Raw genomic sequence first — 17846 nt, forward strand, 5'->3', positions numbered from 1 at the left:
AGAGTAGCTTTAAACCTGTATACAGGTTTCTAGACTTCATTTAAAGGATAAAGTAATTCGTAATGGTCTACGGTTTTATCGACTTCTTGACCTTAAAACCATTCAATCCAGTCCTCTATATCATCAGTTTCTACTACTCTCATTTTTACTTCATCAAAATCCTCTATTGTATAAAAAACTTTATATTTTCGGTTTATATCTAATGTGCTATCGCTCATACATTTATAAAATCTAAAACTATAAACCTGTATACAAGTATTTAATTACGCTTTTCATAATTTTATTTTTATACAAAAGTCAGTAAACTACCCTGTTTTTGAAAAAAGCAGGGGAAGCAGGGGAGGCAGGGGGAGAAGAAAGAGGGGTTATAAAAACGGATTTGGTATGAGGTAAGAAAATTAAAGTAATTTTGTCTAAATAGCTAAAACCTTCACCAGACAAGGAATCTAACCAAAATGCCAGTATGAGTGCGCCCTATTGGCGCTTGGCTGTGAGTAAATTCCAAAATTGCTTGATGTCAAAGGTTTTCAAGCATTTTGATGCAACTGAACTATTCTTCACATCTCAAGGTTGCATATTTTGATTTCAGTTCTCCCAAGAAGTAATACAGAAGGCAGTCAAACGATTACCTCAAACCAAATCAAACATCATTCTCATCTAAATCTAAAGTATATGCCTAACCCAAATTTGACAGACATTGCAAACAATCCAATTGTATATGCACCTACGCAGACTGAGCCAGCAAACAAATATGCAAATTACTCACAAGCGAGTTCAGCGTTTGATATTTCTGAGGTAGATAACTTTCCCTTGGACAGCGATTACGACCTCACAACCGAGCAAATCCATAACTTTCAGCACGATGGACATTTGCTGGTGCGCGGTGTAGTTTCTCCCAAAGAAATAGCTATCTACAAACCTGCGTTAGTAGAAACAGTTGACCGCTATGACCGAGAACAGCAAGCGATGGAAAAGACTGTTAGCGGTCAAAGTCAAGGATGGCAGTTTGTTGAAAACCTTTACCAACTCGATTTAGTTGCCCAACGCTTTGTTTTAGCTCGTCGGTTTGGCAAGATTGCTGCCGATTTATTAGGAGTTGATACTGTCCGCTTATTCCGCGACCAATCTTATTTCAAAAAACCAGGAGGCGGTAATACACCGTGGCATCAAGATGGTTACTTTATGCCCCTAGATACAACTCAAATAGTCACAATGTGGATTGCTTTGTCGGAGGTTTCCCCAGAAATGGCACCGATGACTTTTGCTAGCGGTTCCCACAAACAGGGCTATATCGGGGCTTCAATGCCGCTGGATGAGTCAATGGATGAGTTTGAGCAATCCATTATTAAATCGGGGTTTCAACTCAAAAATTATGGAGCAATGGCAGCCGGAGATGCAAGTTTCCATTCTGGCTGGACGCTGCACAGTTCGCGCAAAAACACAAGCGATCGCACCCGCGAAGCCTTAGTGATTGTTTTTTACGCCGATGGAGCCAGGGTAACGATGCCCCCTGTACCCGCCAATGCTCTACCGCAGGAGCAGTTTGCCGCTGTAATTCGCCAACGCAACTTATCTACCTGTTTGCCAGGATTGAAACCGGGAGACTTGGCTGAAACTTCCATGAATCCAATCGTTTACCGAAGAACTCTGACTTCTGAATTCTGAATTCTTCTTCATTTTCCCATCTCAAACCTAGCGAACCAGCAACCGCCGAAATTAATCCGATCGCTTACTCATCTTTGTTTCTGTCATGGTTTACCAACGCACTCATACCTGGCTCTACTCTTTAAAAGACTCTCTGCAACCCCTCAAGCCGCATCTGACCCCCCTAGTCTGCCCGCAAGCGATAGAACAACTCGACTCTGTAAGCAGTTACTTTCCAGATGCGATCGCTTCGACTTATGGCTTTGAATATCGCCTGCAACCTTCTGCTCCAGTAGTTGACTTTGCTTTTCAAATTACCGATACCGGTCGAGACATTTTAGCAGGCTTAAACCCCCATACACGTCTGTCGGAGGATTTTAACAAACATCCCGTTTGGCAACAAATTCAGAAGTTCTCCACCGAATGGGCAGATCCTTCTTCCTTACTCCATTACTTCATTAGCGATCTTTGGTTAGAGTTTGATTTAAAGCTGGATGGCGATACTAGTAGCTCGCCAAGTTCACTTGGCGGGGTAAAGGGGAAAGGGGAAAGGGGAAAGGTTTTAAATCCCTTACCCTTTACCCCTTCCCCCAGCCCTGACCCAGCATTTTTGGGTTGCCAGACTACTAATATCCCCATACCTGGGTTATTTTTCGGAGTGACTAGCCCACCAGATAATTCAGGAATCTCCTTCAACTACTCTTGGATTTGGGAACAAGCTATGCCTTTATTATTAGGCACGCCTTTGCCTCCCGCCTTAGAGAAAAAATTCATCGACTGTATCAAACGGTTGCCTCCCCGAACCAGCATTTTTCAGGTTGGGCTGATGTTTTCCCGAACCGTGGAAGCAATAAGACTCTGCCTTGTCGGTTCTCCTTCGGAATTGCTGCCATACTTGAATGAAATAGGCTGGACGGGACAGCTTGCGGAGGTAGAAAAGCTCGTCAACTCCCTTTCTGGCTGCGTTGATGGCATTATCCTCGACCTTGATATTGGCGAACAGATTTACCCGCGAATTGGCATTGAAGGAATTTTTCTCACCCGGTACCAAGCCTGCGTAAACGGACAATGGGAATCGCTGCTAGATTATCTAACTTCCCAAGGTTTATGTGCCAAAGAAACCAAAGATGCTTTGCTCAAATACTCTGGTTATAGCTTAGTAAAGCATCTGGGCGATCGCATTTACGTCCGGGGGTTGAACCATATCAAACTCATTTATCAATCAGGGCAACCCCTAGCAAGCAAAATTTATTTTGGTGCAATGCATCAACCCCTGAGTAAAATACCTGGGCGTTCTGCTGAGACGGTAAGTACAGAGGACGCAACCAAGCAAGAACGTGGCGACGGGGGGAGAGTTTCCCATATCGAATCAGCCGTTACTTTTTTGCTAACTGCACGGAATTCTGAGGGGTGGTGGATTGATTTTCACCTAGCGGCTGGCTTGAGCGATGAATGGGTGACTGGTTATGTAGGAACAATGTTAGCGAATATACCCGATTCCCGCGTTTCTAAAGCTGTTTCCACAGCTTGGAATCTGCTCAATAGTCGCCGCCATCGCGTCAATGGCAAATGGGGTTACAATCGTTTGCCCCCTGGCGATGCAGATAGTACTGGTTGGGTACTCCAGCTTGCCCGCGCTATTGGTGAGAGTAATTCAGAACGGGCGCGTCAAGCGATGCAATCCCTAGCAGATCATAAGCGGCCGGATGGAGGTATTTGCACCTATGAGAGTGAGGAATCGATTCGGGCTTTTATTCATGCTTCTCCGGAAATCGGATTTGCGGGTTGGTGCGGTTCCCATACTTGCGTGAGTGCGGCAATAGCAGCTTTGCCGGAATACCGCTTTCAGCTTCAAGATTATTTGCGATCGACTCAGCAAAATGATGGTAGCTGGCTGGCTTACTGGTGGCAAGATCCCGAATATGTAACAGCTCTAGCGGCTGAGGCGATCGCCGCTTGTTATCCAAATTCTGATTGTATTACCAACGCCGTGGCGTGGGGAATGAACCGCCTTAGTTCTCAGGGATTTGTCGCAACTAGCGATTGCCCCTCTGGTTCGCCATTTGCCACAGCTTGGTGCTTGCGACTGCTGATACTGAGACGGCAAGATACCGCAGTACAAGCAGCGATCGCCAAGGCAACTGATTGGTTATTAGCACAGCAACAGCCCAATGGTTCTTGGATTTCGTCAGCCAGGTTGCAAGTTCCATTACCGGATGACCTAAATCCCAATAAATTTAACCAGTGGATTTACCACGGCACGATTCAAGGCAGTGTAGTTTTTGACAAGTATTGTGTCTTCACCACCGCCACCGTATTACAAGCTCTACATCGTAGTTTATAAGGAAAATTAAGATGAACCCAGTTATTTCTAGTATCTCTACACAGCAGTTGCCCGCGATCGCCAACCCCGTTATTTCTACAACTCAGTTGCAAAGCATCGTTAGCCGCGCTAGCAATCTGTTTGAACGACTCGATCGCCAGATTTTCTCACCCTCCCCCGAAACTGATGAAAAACTCTTGCAATCGCGTCTTGAGACTTGGTGTCAGACAGTAGCAAAAGGAAATTTCGAGCATTTTCAACAATACTTGCAATGGGATGGGCTGAATTTAGAAACAGCAAAAAGCGCGATCGCACCTGTATGTTTGCGCCACGATGCTCCCCTACCCAACTGGGCAAAGACACTCTCATCTGTTCTCAATCTTGCCTTTTCTCAGGCAGCAACAAATCTTGATGCAAAGACCTCACATCGCTTTTTGATTCCCCAGTCTCCCCTTCCCTTTGAAGAGATTCTCGCTCCATTTGTTTTATTTGCTCAACAAGAACTAATTGCTAGAACTGGCGAGTCTTACCAGAGATTAACCGATGAGGTTCATGGTGTATTTGAACGCAGTTTGCTAGGTCAGTTAATTGACATCGCCACACAACCTTTACAGATAGCTTTTACCAGTTGGCGAGTCGCTCAACAATCCTCTTTTACTCGTCTACTGACACAGACACAAGAACTGCAAAGCCGCAACCTCTATATCCGCTTTGTTCGGGAAATGTTGCAGGGCAAACTAACTTCTTTTTTTGTAGAATATGCTGCTTTAGCAAGGTTACTGGCTACGGCAACCGAACTTTGGGTAGAATCGCAGTTAGAATTTCTGCATCACTTGGACGCAGACTGGTCAGAAATTGCAGAGAAATTTAACAACGGTTTACCTCTCGGTCAGGTGACAGCGGTGCAGCCTCTCCGATCTGACCCCCATCGCGGCAGACGCTCTGTAATTACACTGAAAATCGAGCCAAATCTGCACTTAGTATACAAACCCAAGCATTTAGGCATTGAACAGGCGTACAATCAGTTTTTGGCTTGGTTAAACGAACAGGGTTCTCCTCTGCCTCTAAAAACCTTGCAAGTAATTAACCGCGATACTCACGGCTGGGTAGAGTTTGTCACCTCCCAAGCCTGTGAAGATACAGCCCAAATAGAACGCCATTACCAACGGGCAGGGATGTTATTATGTTTGGTTTACGTGCTAGATGCTACCGATTGTCACTACGAAAATATCATTGCCTCTGGAGAATATCCAGTTCTAATTGATACCGAAGCTGTGATGCAGCATCGACCGAAAAACGAGTCATCAGCAAACCTACAGACTGCTCAACAACTCGCATTCCATCGCGTAGATAATTCCGTGATGCGTACTGCCTTATTACCTGTCTGGCATCCAGCAGCCAATGGTAACTCCGGCTTTGATTTCAGTGGCTTGGGCAGCCACAATCAAGAGACTAGGCATTATAAAGGACTCCAGTGGTCTGGCGTAAATACAGACCAGATGGCTTTAAATCAAAAGCTGCTGGCGATCGATCCATTTTTAGCTCACGTGCCAACCTTAAATGGACAACCTGCCAATTTATCAGACTGGATAGAGGCAGTGGTGGAAGGATTTGAGCAGATGTATCGCTTCCTGCAAGAGAAACAAGACGTGTTACTCTCCCCAGATAGCCCGCTGCGGACAATGGCAAAACAGCTTGTGCGCTTTGTGTTTCGCCCCACAAACACTTATTTGAGAATTTTAAGCAAGCTCCGTAGTTCAGAGTACTTGCGGGATGGAGTTGACCGCAGTATTGGACTGGAAATCCTCAAGTTAACAGCAGCAGGCGCAACTGAAAAACCAAAATTCTGGTCTCTTCTCCAGTCTGAACGCCAACAAATGGAGCAGTTGGATGTTCCTTTTTTCTCAATTTATCCTGATACAGATGTGTTGGAGTTATCCCCAGATAGTCGCGTTGAGGGATTTTTCCAAGGTTCTAGCTTTGAATTAGTACTAGAGCGCATCAACAACCTGAGCAAATCTGATTTGGCGATACAAGTTGATTTTATCCGCAGCACTCTATATTTAAGAATGGTTCCCGGTCAAGAGATAGCTGCACCGGAAAAACCTGCCAATCAAACTTCTCTAAGCGTGCAGCAATCATCTGAGGCGATGCTGGATGAGTCAGATTTGGTTGCTGAGGTCATGGCAATTGCCCGCAGATTAAAAGAGCGAGCGATTTGCGCTCCTGATGGATCTGTAACTTGGCTTGCTCCTCAGTTTATCGCTCAACAACAGCGATTCCAATTTCAACCCACAGAACTGAGCCTTTTTGATGGCAAATTAGGAATTGCATTATTTCTGGCAGCGGTAGAGCATATTAAAAAAGATGGAGAGTTTCGAGAACTGTGTTTGGGAGCGTTGCAGGAGTTTCGTCAGGCGGTAGCCAAAATTGAACAGCCAAAAGGTGAATTCTCAAACCTGAATCTTGGCTTATCAACTGGACTAGGAGGATGGATTTACAGCCTGACTAAAATCGGTCAGTTTCTCAATGACGATCGCTTGCTTGCAGATGCTCTAAATTTGGCATACTCGATAGTACCAGAGGCAATTACTAGCGATCGCAGTTTGGATATCGCCGGCGGTACAGCAGGTACGCTTTTGAGTTTATTGGCATTGTACCAGGTTGTTCGCGACCCAATTGTGCTAGAACGTGCCTGCCTGATTGGTCGTCATTTATTAGCCGAAAGTGTAATAACTTCTAAAGGCAGAGCTTGGAAAACGCTGGATGGTCGATTGTTAACGGGCTTTTCCCACGGAGCAGGCGGAATTGCCTACGCCCTGCTGAAACTGGCACAGGTGACGAATGATGCTGAGTTTCGGGCGGCTGCCGCAGAAGCGATCGCCTACGAACAAAGTATATTTTTACCAGAGGTAGGCAACTGGCCGGATCTCAGGGACTTTTCTAAATTTCTCCAAGCAAGTGCCAAATCCGAATCTTCTTCACTGATGTCTAGTTGGTGTCACGGTGCAACCGGTATCGGTTTAGCCCGCCTTGGCGGACTGCCAATGTTAGAAACTGAAGCAATCGATCGGGATATCCAAGTGGCAATCAAAACTACCCAAAAGCAACTCACCCAGAAACAAGGGATAGTAAACCAACTATGCTGCGGTCAGATGGGACAGATTGAATTTCTGCTATGTGCAGCCAGCCGATTGGGAAAACCAGATTTGTTGACAAATGCCAAAATTCATGCATTACAAATTGTGCAGCAAGCAAGACACAAAGGATATTATCTCGAACCCGCCCTACACTCAAGCGTATACGTTCCTGGTTTATTCCGTGGTGAGGTTGGTATTGGTTATACTTTGCTGCGCCTAACTCATCTGGAACAACTGCCTTCAATTCTTTTATGGGAATAGCAGCTTTTGAATTTACCGCGACGTGATGCGTAGAATCAAGTCGCGGTAAGCTGTTTGTTATTGTCACAATTAATTTTGCAGTTGTAGTCTAACTACCAAATCCCAACTTGTATATCTATAGAATATAGTGATAGCTATTGAGCCTAACACCAATTATCCTCTGCTTCTATCTGTAATTGAAAAGCAATGAGATGAGATTCAATTATATTTGCTACGTCAGTTTTTTTAATTTATCTAGCGATCGCACCTTTAATATTGCAAATAGTCTGCTCACTCCACCAACAACCCACTCACTACCAAAACCCTCAACTCCGTCACCCGCTTAAAAGCCGCATCATTAGTCAAAAACGCCTCACAACCAGCCATTAAAGCCGCCGCCACCTGCAACGCATCGGGTAACTGAAGGTTATAACGCACCCGAATTTTCGCGGCTTCTCGCGCAATAGCAGCATTAATTTCTACAAAAACTACTTGTTCTTGTTGCAACATATCGACAAAAGCCTGCTCTAAATCCACTAACCCCAGACGTATAGCACCCACCAAACACTCTGATAACGTTATTCCAGATACTACTGCTGTAATGTCAGCTTCTAACCGATCAAAAATTGGATCGACTAAATCCACAAACAACGGATTCCGTTCTACAAAATAAATTACGGGTGCTGTGTCGAGAAATAAGCGAGAAACTCCAGCTAAGGCATCACTAATCTTCATTGTTCTGTTCACAACAACCGTTCTCGATGCTCATCTCCTTCCCGTCGAGTCCGCGAAACCCATTCTTGAGCATCTTCACCTAATAATGGATAGGGAGCCATACCCTTCAAATCGCTCCACTTGCGTTTTGGTTGCGCCTGAGTGATATGTTTCTTTACACGCTCCAGCAAATGCCCCATCACTGTCAATTGCTCCTCTGGAGTCAGTTGTTCAATCTCGCTTAAAACTTTTTCAAGTGATGGACTCATCAACCTAACCCTTATCAACAGAATTAAATTGTAGCGTCTTTACTCTTCTGCTCTGGCGTAACTTTTAGATAACGTTGCAACCTTCCCTCTTCGCTCGGATCGCTACCTATGGGGTTTTCTCAGCAAAATAGATAAAAATTTCAGTAGGTCGAAAACTTTTATTAGAGGATGTTTGAAACAGTCGAAACCAGTCAAAAATCATGCTAGTCATCCGATCGTAATACGAATCATGACAAGATAAATGAATGTCTTTGAGGTTTCAGGTAGTCTTTTATAATCCTTTATTTAGATTAAAAACTTGGTGAATTTGACGAAATGATGGGGTTTCAGCCGATGATGTTGGAAAGAGCGATCGCTCTATTCGTTTATCCAATACTAGGTACTTGAAAATCAGATTTTACAGTAATTCAGTAATGGCTACCTACTTTGAGGGTGTGATGTCTAAAGTAAGTATGGGTGAAAACTGGTTTTTAAAGCTAGGGATGGTTGCGGTTAATGTCAGACATTTAGATTGGTTACTTACATTAGGAATGGCGATCGCATTTCACCCAAATATCGCCATTGCACAAATCACCCCAGATACAACATTACCCAATAATAGCAATGTAAATACACTAAATAACATTACAAATATCACTGGTGGCACACAAGCAGGAACTAATCTGTTTCACAGTTTCAGCGAATTTTCTGTTCTCAAAGATACTACAGCTTACTTTAATAATCCTCCAGATATTCAAAATATTATTAGTCGAGTTACAGGTGGTTCGCAATCAAAAATAGACGGAATTTTGCGGACGAACGCTACAGCGAATTTATTTTTAATTAATCCAAACGGCATTATTTTTGGAGAAAATGCCCGCTTAGATATTGGTGGTTCATTTATTGCTAGCACAGCAAGTAGCATCAAATTTGCTAATGGTTTTGAGTTCAGTGCTACGACTCCTGAATCTACACCTTTACTAACGATAAATACACCCATTGGCTTGCAATATGGAGTTAATCCAGCCACTATTGAGGTCAAAGGCGACGGTCAAGGTGTAAGGCTCACAGATGAATTGATTGATACAACAAATGCACTGCGAGTACCAGCCAATCAAACTTTAGCCTTGGTGGGTGGCGATATTTCCTTAGAGGGAGCAACGCTAAAGACAGCAGGGGGAAGAATAGAGTTAGGCAGTGTAGGGGATAACAGTTTAGTTAGTCTCACACCGATAACTAAAGGTTTTGCCTTGAGCTACGATGGAGTGCAAAACTTTGGCAATATTCAACTATCAAAACTTTCAGCGGTAGATGCCAGTGGCGCAGGTAGCGGTGACATCCAAATCCAGGGTCAGCGGGTTACCATAGCCGATGGTTCCCAGATAGAAGCAAGTACTCTGTTAGAAGAAAAAGGTGGGAATTTAGTAGTCAATGCTACTAATTCAGTAGAATTAATTGGTACATCTGCTGATGGTTACTTTTCCAGTGGCTTGCTTGCTTCTGCTTACTCAACCGGGGATGCCGGAGACTTGACAATTAATACTCAAAATTTGCTTGTGCTAGATGGGGCGCAAGTAAGTACAGCCACATTTGGTACGGCTAAGGGCGCTTCTTTAACTGTCAATGCTCAAGATGTGCAACTGATTGGTACTACTGCCGATGGTCTTTTTCCCAGTGGCTTGTTTGTTTCTACTCAATCAACAGGAGATGGCGGAGACTTGACAATTAATACCCAAAATTTGCTGGCGATCGATGGGGCACAGGTAGCTGTATATACATCTGGTGCAGGTAAGGCGGGTTCTTTAACTGTCAATGCTAAAGATGTGCAAATGATTGGTACTGTCAATAGTCAGTTTCCCAGTGGCTTGTTCAATTATGCTTACTCAACCGGGGATGCCGGAGACTTGAGGATTAATACCCAAAATTTGCTTGTGCGCGATGGAGCTAATGTTGCTACGCAGACATATAGTGCAGGTAAGACGGGTTCTATAACTGTCAATGCTGAAGATATACAACTAATTGGTAGGAGTCCAAATGGTGACTTTGCCAGTGACTTATCTGTTAACGCTGGTTTAGGGTCAACTGGGGATGCTGGAAATTTGACGATTAATACCCAACGTTTGCTCGTGCGGGATGGGGCATACGTTGATGCCAGCATATACGGTACAGGTAAGGGTGGTTCTTTAACTATCACTGCTAATGATATACAACTGATTGGTACTTCTACTGATGGTCGCTTTAGGAGTGGCTTGTTTACTCAAGCTTATTCAGGAATAACTGGGGATGCCGGAAACTTGACAATTAATACCCAACGTTTGCTTGTGCTAGATGGCGCACAAATAGATGCAGAGACATATGGTGCAGGTAAGGGGGGTTTTTTAACTATCACTGCTAAAGATGTACAACTGATTGGTACTTCTAGTAATGGTTACTTTCCTAGCGGCTTGTTGACTTCTACTCTCTCAACCGGAGATGCAGGAAACTTGAAAATTGATACCCAACAGTTGCTTGTGCGGGATGGGGCACTGATAAATACCAGTACATCGGGTACAGGTAAAGGAGGTTCTTTAACTGTCACTGCTAACGATGTGCAACTGATTGGTGAGTCTATTGATGGTTATCTTAAGAGCCGTTTATTTACTACTGCTGCCGTTGGAACAACTGGCAATGCAGGAGATTTGACAATTAATACTCAATATTTGCTGGTACGGGATGGTGCATTTGTTGATGCCAGTACACAAGGTACAGGTAAAGGAGGTTCTTTAACTGTCAATGCTCAAGATGTGCAACTGATTGGTGTCTCTAGTGATGGGCGTTCTGGCAGTGGTTTGAATACATCTGCTCAGTCAGGGTCAACTGGCGATGCTGGAGACTTGACAATTAATACTCAACAGTTGCTCGTGGGCGATGGGGCACAGGTGGGTGCAACCACATCGGGCGTAGGCAAGGGAGGTTCTTTAACTGTCAATGCCAAAGATGTGCAATTGATTGGTACTACTGCTGATAGTCGCTTTCCCAGTGGCTTGTTTACTACTGCTTACACAGGAGCAACTGGGGATGCAAAATTTTTGACAATTAATACCCAACAATTGCTTGTACGTGATGGGGCAAAAATCAGCGCCGGAACACAGAGTGCAGGTAAAGGGGGTTCTTTAACTGTCAATGCTCAAGATGTGCAATTGATTGGTACGTCTGCTGATGGTAGTTCTAGTAGTGGCTTGTTTGCTTCTACTGAATCAACTGGGGATGCAGGAGATTTAAAGATTAGTAGCGATAAATTACTCGTTCAAGATGGGGCGATAATCACTGTCAGAAGCTCAGGTAAAGGAATTGCAGGGAATTTAAATATTGATGCTGACTTTATCCGTTTGAACAACAAGGCTTCTGTTGATGCTAATACCCAGGCTGTCAACACTGACCCGACTCAAGAACAAGCTACTATTACTTTGCGCTCTCAAAATTTACTATTGCTTCGTAATAGTAAAATCACCACTAATGCTTCTGGAGAAAATGTCATCGGTGGCAATATCAATATTAATACTGATTTTTTAGTTGCATCTGACAATAGTGATATCAGTGCTAATTCTGCTGACTTTCGAGGTGGTCAGGTGATAATCAATGCCAAAGGAGTATTTGGTACTCAATTTCGTGATGCACTCACCCCAAATAGCGATATCACTGCTACAGGAGCTAATCAGCAGTTGAATGGTACAGTGCAACTCAATACACCACAACAAGATCCCACAAATGGTTTAGAGGAATTGCCATTAGAAGTAGTGGATGCCTCACAATTAATTAACCAAAACTTCTGTGCCAAAAGAGGTAATAGTAGCTTCACCATCGTTGGACGTGGTGGTTTACCTTCTTCCCCCAACACTGTGCTTAACAATAATACAGTTTGGGAAGATTGGCGAGTCACTGCTGTGCCAACACAAGCAGCAGAGTACACCAGTAAAAGAGATATTGAGAAAACTTCAGCACTCAGTACAGAGATTGTAGAAGCTCAGGGGTGGGTTGTGAATGCTAAAGGTGAAGTGATACTGACAGCTGCTGCACCGACTCCAAGACCCCACAGCTTGAGGAATTTACTTCAAGGGGCGACAAGCGAGTTAAAGTGCTTGCTGTATAAGCAGCATTGATAAGTGATATCAGGTTCGGTTAAAGACCCGTAGTTAGGACTGATATCATGTCCGCATAATTAGTTATGATTCCCAGGAGCATTTTGAGAATGCAAGTTACAGTTGAACAACTCAAGCAAATACCACTGCTTTCTGGGCTGGAACTACAACAGCTTTTGGCATTACAAGCTCATGCGATGGTGAAGCAATATTTCCCAGGAGAAATCATTTTACATGAGGGTGACCCTTTGCCTGGTCAACTTTTTGCCGTTCTAGGTGGCAGAATTGAAATCAAAAAAATAGCAGCTACGGGCAAAGAAACGATTCTGCGAACACTACCAGCCGGAGAAATATTTGCTGCAACGGCGCTGTTAGAAAATGGCTTTGCACCAGCAACGGTAGTAGCACAGCAAAACTGCAAAATTCTGATGCTGGAGCGTACTGCTTTACTAGCACTGATTCACCATACTCCAGAAGTGGCTTTGCGGATTATTGCAGTTTTGACAGAGCGTCTCCAGCATCTACATCAAACGGTGCATGGATTAGTTTCAGAACGCGCAATTGTGCGTTTAGCGCAATACCTGAAGTTCTCAGCACTTACAGAAGGAACGGAAGTAACTGAACAGGGAGAATTGTTGCGATCGCGTTTACCATATTATCAAATTGCTCGTAGCATTGGAATTACCTATGAAGAGTGTGTAAGATTGTTCAAGCAAATCCATTCGAGCGTCCGCTATCATCGAGGCGGAAAAATTTTGGTATTAGACCGAGCGAAGTTAGATGCTCTCGCCCAAGGTGAATATACAATTATTTAAATAATTTTTAATTGACTATGTGTGAAAGTAATTCATACTTTCAATCAGCAACGCCTTTATTTTTCATGGTTGACTTAATAATTTTAAGTTTCAATCCCTAATAGGGATTAAGAAAAATTGTAACTCTGCTTTATGTTGCCTTAACTCGCAGTAAATCAGGTTTCAATCCCTAATAGGGATTAAGGAAAATTGTAACGCAGGCATTTATGGGGTTATCACGCCTAAATGATGTTTCAATCCCTAATAGGGATTAAGAAAAATTGTAACCTGTTGTAAATATTCAACGCTATTCTCCTCATAGTTTCAATCCCTAATAGGGATTAAGAAAAATTGTAACCGACTACCCTGTATCTGGAATTTTTATTGACTGGGGTTTCAATCCCTAATAGGGATTAAGAAAAATTGTAACTCAGAAGATCCTTTACCACCGATTAATTTGAGTTGGTTTCAATCCCTAATAGGGATTAAGAAAAATTGTAACTACAACAAGTTTCTGTAAGGTGTCTTGCGTACTCTCGAAGTTTCAATCCCTAATAGGGATTAAGAAAAATTGTAACTCTAACAGTTGGTAGCACTCCATACCATCCAGTTTCAATCCCTAATAGGGATTAAGAAAAATTGTAACCAAAGGGAAAGACGCGAGCAATCGCATGGATTCTGTTTCAATCCCTAATAGGGATTAAGAAAAATTGTAACATTGGCGATGATTGGGAATATGCCTAGAATTCGTTTCAATCCCTAATAGGGATTAAGAAAAATTGTAACGCAAAGTCTAGCTGTTCATCTTCTGCAAAGTTTTCGTTTCAATCCCTAATAGGGATTAAGAAAAATTGTAACTTGTTAATCTAGTGGCGTCACGATACTTTTCTCTTGGTTTCAATCCCTAATAGGGATTAAGAAAAATTGTAACCCGGTCACTGCGGCACTTCCTAAAGTTGCTACACCAGTGTTTCAATCCCTAATAGGGATTAAGAAAAATTGTAACTTAAACTACTCTGAGTGTAATAGTCAATATCTAAGTTTCAATCCCTAATAGGGATTAAGAAAAATTGTAACTCCTTGTCGGTTGCTGGGTTTTCACCTTTTCCTATGTTTCAATCCCTAATAGGGATTAAGAAAAATTGTAACTCTTAGCTGTAGACCCATGCGAGATAGATGAAGAGTTTCAATCCCTAATAGGGATTAAGAAAAATTGTAACCACCATTTAGCAGAATTTGAATCTCACGAATCACGTTTCAATCCCTAATAGGGATTAAGAAAAATTGTAACAGTTTTATTTGGTCTTTTGATAGAGTTATGAACTCAGTTTCAATCCCTAATAGGGATTAAGAAAAATTGTAACAACTTAATTGCTTGTACTACAACTTCTTGAGGTAACGTTTCAATCCCTAATAGGGATTAAGAAAAATTGTAACACCAGTCTGAGAAACGTAAGCTTGAGCAACTTCGATGTTTCAATCCCTAATAGGGATTAAGAAAAATTGTAACCGCCAAAGCCTTAGAGCTAATGTGTATTTGGTTTTCAAGGTTCAGTTGCGCGGATGGGTCAATTGTATCACTAGAAAATTTCAATTGATTGACACTAAATCGCTGAAATGCTGTCTGGGCATGATGCGCGGGTGATTTTGATTTACTTTTGCCTGAAAGGTTTGTGCTGAGAGGAACACAGAGATTTTTGTCAAAGGTTGATTTTCTACACCTACCCATCCGCGCATTTGGATAAAAATTTTGTGGCGTTTGCTGGTCTTTTCACTTTTGACTAAGTAAGTCGGTGAAATAAAACCAAACTATGCAAAGAAAAGTAAATAAGGCTCAAACTCTTTCTCCCCCTGCTCCCTGCTCCCTGCTCCCAGCAAGAACTGCCTTATCCCAACAATAATTATTTACATCGGCCTACTTATAGCCGCCGATCTAACTTTACCTGAGGGTATGCAGTTACATGAAAAGCGATACAAAAGTTTGCAGCGAACAATTCAGAATATTTATTGCGATCGCCAAGTCATGTTAGATTAAATTTGATTGTTTCGTCAAAACACAAAATTCACAACAAATAACAATCAAAAAACTCCCTCATCTCCTTCATCCCTCTTATCTCTTCATCCTTGGAATGAAAAAAACGAGCTAAAAGTTAAATTTTTTGAAAAACATGTGCATCAACACACCCATTTTGACGAGGCTGTATGCCTTACCAGCTAAAAGTTAGAACCCTAATTGCATATCATTGCCAAAGTAAAAGTTAAAAAAATATGAATTGCATTTTTAGCCCAAAAAAAATGATATGTTGGATACAGAATTGAATTTCGCACGTATCTGGAGTAGTACGACATATTCTGCTCCAGTTTTTCCCCCAAATTCCTTAGTCTTTGTTGCTTTTGACGGGATTTGAGGAGAATTTGAGTACACATTTAAATAACTCAAACTGAGTTTCAAGTGAATTAAAATCCTTGCTGGAAGCGAGTTTTGGCTGAGTACAAAGAAATCCTGAACCCCCTTCTCTAAACACTAGAACCCCAATCCAAAAATACTAGAACCCCTACCCGAAAAAATTTTTTTTAATTCTTGTAAAGCTCAAAGAATTAGAGTTTTTCCTATTTGAGTACAAGCTTAATAAATCCAATAAATTCTATCCTAGATAGACGCGTTCCCTGGGTCAAATACGGCTGATATAAATCTTATATCGCCAATTACCTAACGCTCCTACACAAAAAGGCAGCGAAGAGTAAGTGGAGGGATGACATAGCACCATGCCCCAAATGAATAGAAGTCGTGGCTGCAAGCACAATTCTCCCAAGAACCGAACGTTGACACACACCAGCCCAAAATCACAGCCCAAAATCAAATATCTACCGCCTGCCCTACTTGATAACAAGTCGCCTAAACCTAAGCGTTTGCAGGCAGTGTACCAGCCACGACTTCAATTTCCGGGCATAGAGAGTAGCCACTGCATCTCCCACAGTGGCAGCCAAGTCCACCGATCCTTTTGCGAAATTCAATGACACCACCGTCTACACGACTCGTCACCTCCCCCGCCACGGACTCGACAACAACCCAAGCAAAATCCGGTGGTTGCGGCTGCGATAGCAGTACCACCGTGGAAATGGACGAAAAACTCCAAGAACGCATTGCTCAACATCCCTGCTACAGCGAAGACGCCCATCACCACTACGCCCGGATGCACGTTGCAGTTGCTCCTGCCTGTAACATTCAATGCAACTATTGTAACCGCAAATATGATTGTGCCAACGAAAGCCGTCCTGGAGTAGTTAGCGAGTTGCTGACACCAGAAGAAGCAGCACACAAAACTCTGGTCATTGCAGGCAAGATTCCCCAAATGACAGTTTTGGGAATTGCTGGCCCTGGCGACCCACTAGCCAACCCAGAAAAGACTTTCCGCACATTTGAGTTAATTGCACAGCAAGCACCAGATATTAAACTTTGTTTATCTACTAACGGTTTAATGCTCTCGGAATACATCGATCGCATTAAACAGTTAAATATAGATCACGTGACGATCACCATCAACATGGTAGATCCAGAAATCGGTGCTAAGATTTACCCCTGGGTTCACTACAAACGCAAACGTTACAGAGGCATCGAAGGGGCGAAACTGCTGCACGAAAAGCAGATGGAAGGATTGGAAGCCTTAAAAAAAGCTGATATCTTGTGTAAAGTCAACTCCGTAATGATTCCCGGAATTAACGACAAACACTTGATTGAAGTCAATCGCGTCATTCGTGAAAAAGGTGCATTCCTGCATAACATCATGCCCTTGATTTCTGCACCAGAACACGGCACACACTTTGGTTTAATCGGTCAACGCGGCCCCACACCCAAAGAACTTAAAGAACTCCAAGACAGCTGCTCCGGTAACATGAAAATGATGCGTCACTGTCGCCAGTGCCGTGCCGATGCAGTGGGATTATTGGGAGAAGACCGCAGCCAGGAATTTACCAAAGATAAATTCTTGGAAATGGCCCCAGAATATAACCTAGAAATGCGCCAAGAAGTTCACGAAGGTATTGAGAAATTTAAACAAGAAATTAAAGCAGCCAAAGAAAAGGCACTAGCTGGCAAAAAAGTTGCCAACAACCCCAAAATCTTAGTTGCAGTAGCAACCAAAGGTGGCGGTTTAGTTAACCAGCACTTCGGTCACGCCAAAGAATTCCAAATTTACGAAGTAGATGGTAATGAAGTTCGCTTTATCAGTCATCGCAAAATCGATCAATATTGCCAAGGTGGATACGGCGAAGAAGCTTCCTTTGAGCATATTATGAAAGCGATCGCAGATTGCAAAGCAGTTTTAGTTTCCAAAATTGGTAACTGCCCCAAAGAAAAATTGCAAGAAGCTGGTATACAGACTGTTGAAGCTTACGACGTAATTGAGAAGGTTGCTTTAGAGTTTTACGAACAATGGAGTAAGGAATAGGGCATGGCGCATGGGTCATGGGGCATAGGGAGATGAGGAAGATGACGGAGTGTGGAGAGAATAACTCCTAACTCCTAACTCCTAACTCTTAACTCTTAACTCAGCACTCACCATCCCCAATGCCCAATGCCCACTTGCCCTGAGCGAAGCCGTTCGCGTAGCGTCTCGCAGAGAAGG

9 protein-coding genes and 1 CRISPR repeat array are annotated in these 17846 nt (G+C 43.0%); of the genes, 6 read left to right on the top strand and 3 right to left on the bottom strand.

Annotation, left to right across the window (positions count from 1 at the left end; genetic code table 11):
• Nucleotides 1–672: 672 nt before the first annotated feature.
• From VF06_RS24000 to VF06_RS24010, 3 genes are all read left to right on the top strand, one after another.
• A complete protein-coding gene (locus VF06_RS24000; RefSeq protein ID WP_099068203.1) occupies nucleotides 673–1665 on the top strand; it encodes a phytanoyl-CoA dioxygenase family protein in 993 nt (330 codons plus the stop codon).
• 85 nt (nucleotides 1666–1750) lie between these two features.
• Nucleotides 1751–3988: a prenyltransferase/squalene oxidase repeat-containing protein gene (locus VF06_RS24005; protein ID WP_099068204.1), complete on the top strand. Its 2238-nt coding sequence runs from the start codon at nucleotides 1751–1753 to the stop codon at nucleotides 3986–3988.
• 11 nt (nucleotides 3989–3999) lie between these two features.
• Complete coding sequence (locus VF06_RS24010) at nucleotides 4000–7368, top strand: type 2 lanthipeptide synthetase LanM family protein (protein ID WP_099068205.1); 3369 nt, start codon at nucleotides 4000–4002, stop codon at nucleotides 7366–7368.
• Between the two features lie 270 nt (nucleotides 7369–7638).
• Here the strand turns inward: VF06_RS24010 and VF06_RS24015 are convergent, their stop codons facing one another.
• Both VF06_RS24015 and VF06_RS24020 read right to left on the bottom strand, forming a co-directional pair.
• Nucleotides 7639–8082, bottom strand: coding sequence for a type II toxin-antitoxin system VapC family toxin (locus VF06_RS24015; RefSeq protein WP_099068206.1), 444 nt, complete (start codon nucleotides 8080–8082; stop codon nucleotides 7639–7641).
• An 8-nt stretch (nucleotides 8083–8090) separates the two neighbouring features.
• Nucleotides 8091–8330 carry a hypothetical protein gene (locus tag VF06_RS24020; protein WP_099068207.1) on the bottom strand — a complete coding sequence of 80 codons (240 nt, stop codon included), beginning with the start codon at nucleotides 8328–8330 and terminating at the stop codon, nucleotides 8091–8093.
• A gap of 413 nt (nucleotides 8331–8743) precedes the next feature.
• On the opposite strand from VF06_RS24020, the gene VF06_RS24025 reads away from it, so the two are divergent.
• Nucleotides 8744–12448, top strand: coding sequence for a two-partner secretion domain-containing protein (locus VF06_RS24025; RefSeq protein WP_099068208.1), 3705 nt, complete (start codon nucleotides 8744–8746; stop codon nucleotides 12446–12448).
• Nucleotides 12449–12537: 89 nt separating this feature from the next.
• Entirely contained in the window at nucleotides 12538–13242 is a 705-nt protein-coding gene (locus tag VF06_RS24030) for a Crp/Fnr family transcriptional regulator (RefSeq protein ID WP_099068209.1), read from the top strand.
• An 87-nt stretch (nucleotides 13243–13329) separates the two neighbouring features.
• Nucleotides 13330–14731: direct repeats of the CRISPR family, unit length 37 nt; unit sequence GTTTCAATCCCTAATAGGGATTAAGAAAAATTGTAAC.
• A gap of 80 nt (nucleotides 14732–14811) precedes the next feature.
• On the opposite strand, the gene VF06_RS41195 is transcribed toward VF06_RS24030, so the two are convergent.
• Nucleotides 14812–14958, bottom strand: coding sequence for a hypothetical protein (locus VF06_RS41195; protein ID WP_180267381.1), 147 nt, complete (start codon nucleotides 14956–14958; stop codon nucleotides 14812–14814).
• A gap of 1277 nt (nucleotides 14959–16235) precedes the next feature.
• Here VF06_RS41195 and nifB point away from each other — a divergent pair.
• A complete protein-coding gene (nifB, locus tag VF06_RS24035; protein WP_099068210.1) occupies nucleotides 16236–17669 on the top strand; it encodes a nitrogenase cofactor biosynthesis protein NifB in 1434 nt (477 codons plus the stop codon).
• Nucleotides 17670–17846: the final 177 nt, after the last annotated feature.

This window comes from Nostoc linckia z4, assembly GCF_002608075.1.
GTDB lineage: Bacteria > Cyanobacteriota > Cyanobacteriia > Cyanobacteriales > Nostocaceae > Nostoc > Nostoc linckia.

Coding starts and splice junctions, on each gene's coding strand:
- VF06_RS24000 (WP_099068203.1), top strand. CDS start 673: ATGCCTAACCCAAATTTGACAGACATTGCAAACAATCCAATTGTATAT.
- VF06_RS24005 (WP_099068204.1), top strand. CDS start 1,751: ATGGTTTACCAACGCACTCATACCTGGCTCTACTCTTTAAAAGACTCT.
- VF06_RS24010 (WP_099068205.1), top strand. CDS start 4,000: ATGAACCCAGTTATTTCTAGTATCTCTACACAGCAGTTGCCCGCGATC.
- VF06_RS24015 (WP_099068206.1), bottom strand. CDS start 8,082: ATGAAGATTAGTGATGCCTTAGCTGGAGTTTCTCGCTTATTTCTCGAC.
- VF06_RS24020 (WP_099068207.1), bottom strand. CDS start 8,330: ATGAGTCCATCACTTGAAAAAGTTTTAAGCGAGATTGAACAACTGACT.
- VF06_RS24025 (WP_099068208.1), top strand. CDS start 8,744: ATGGCTACCTACTTTGAGGGTGTGATGTCTAAAGTAAGTATGGGTGAA.
- VF06_RS24030 (WP_099068209.1), top strand. CDS start 12,538: ATGCAAGTTACAGTTGAACAACTCAAGCAAATACCACTGCTTTCTGGG.
- VF06_RS41195 (WP_180267381.1), bottom strand. CDS start 14,958: ATGCGCGGATGGGTAGGTGTAGAAAATCAACCTTTGACAAAAATCTCT.
- nifB (WP_099068210.1), top strand. CDS start 16,236: ATGACACCACCGTCTACACGACTCGTCACCTCCCCCGCCACGGACTCG.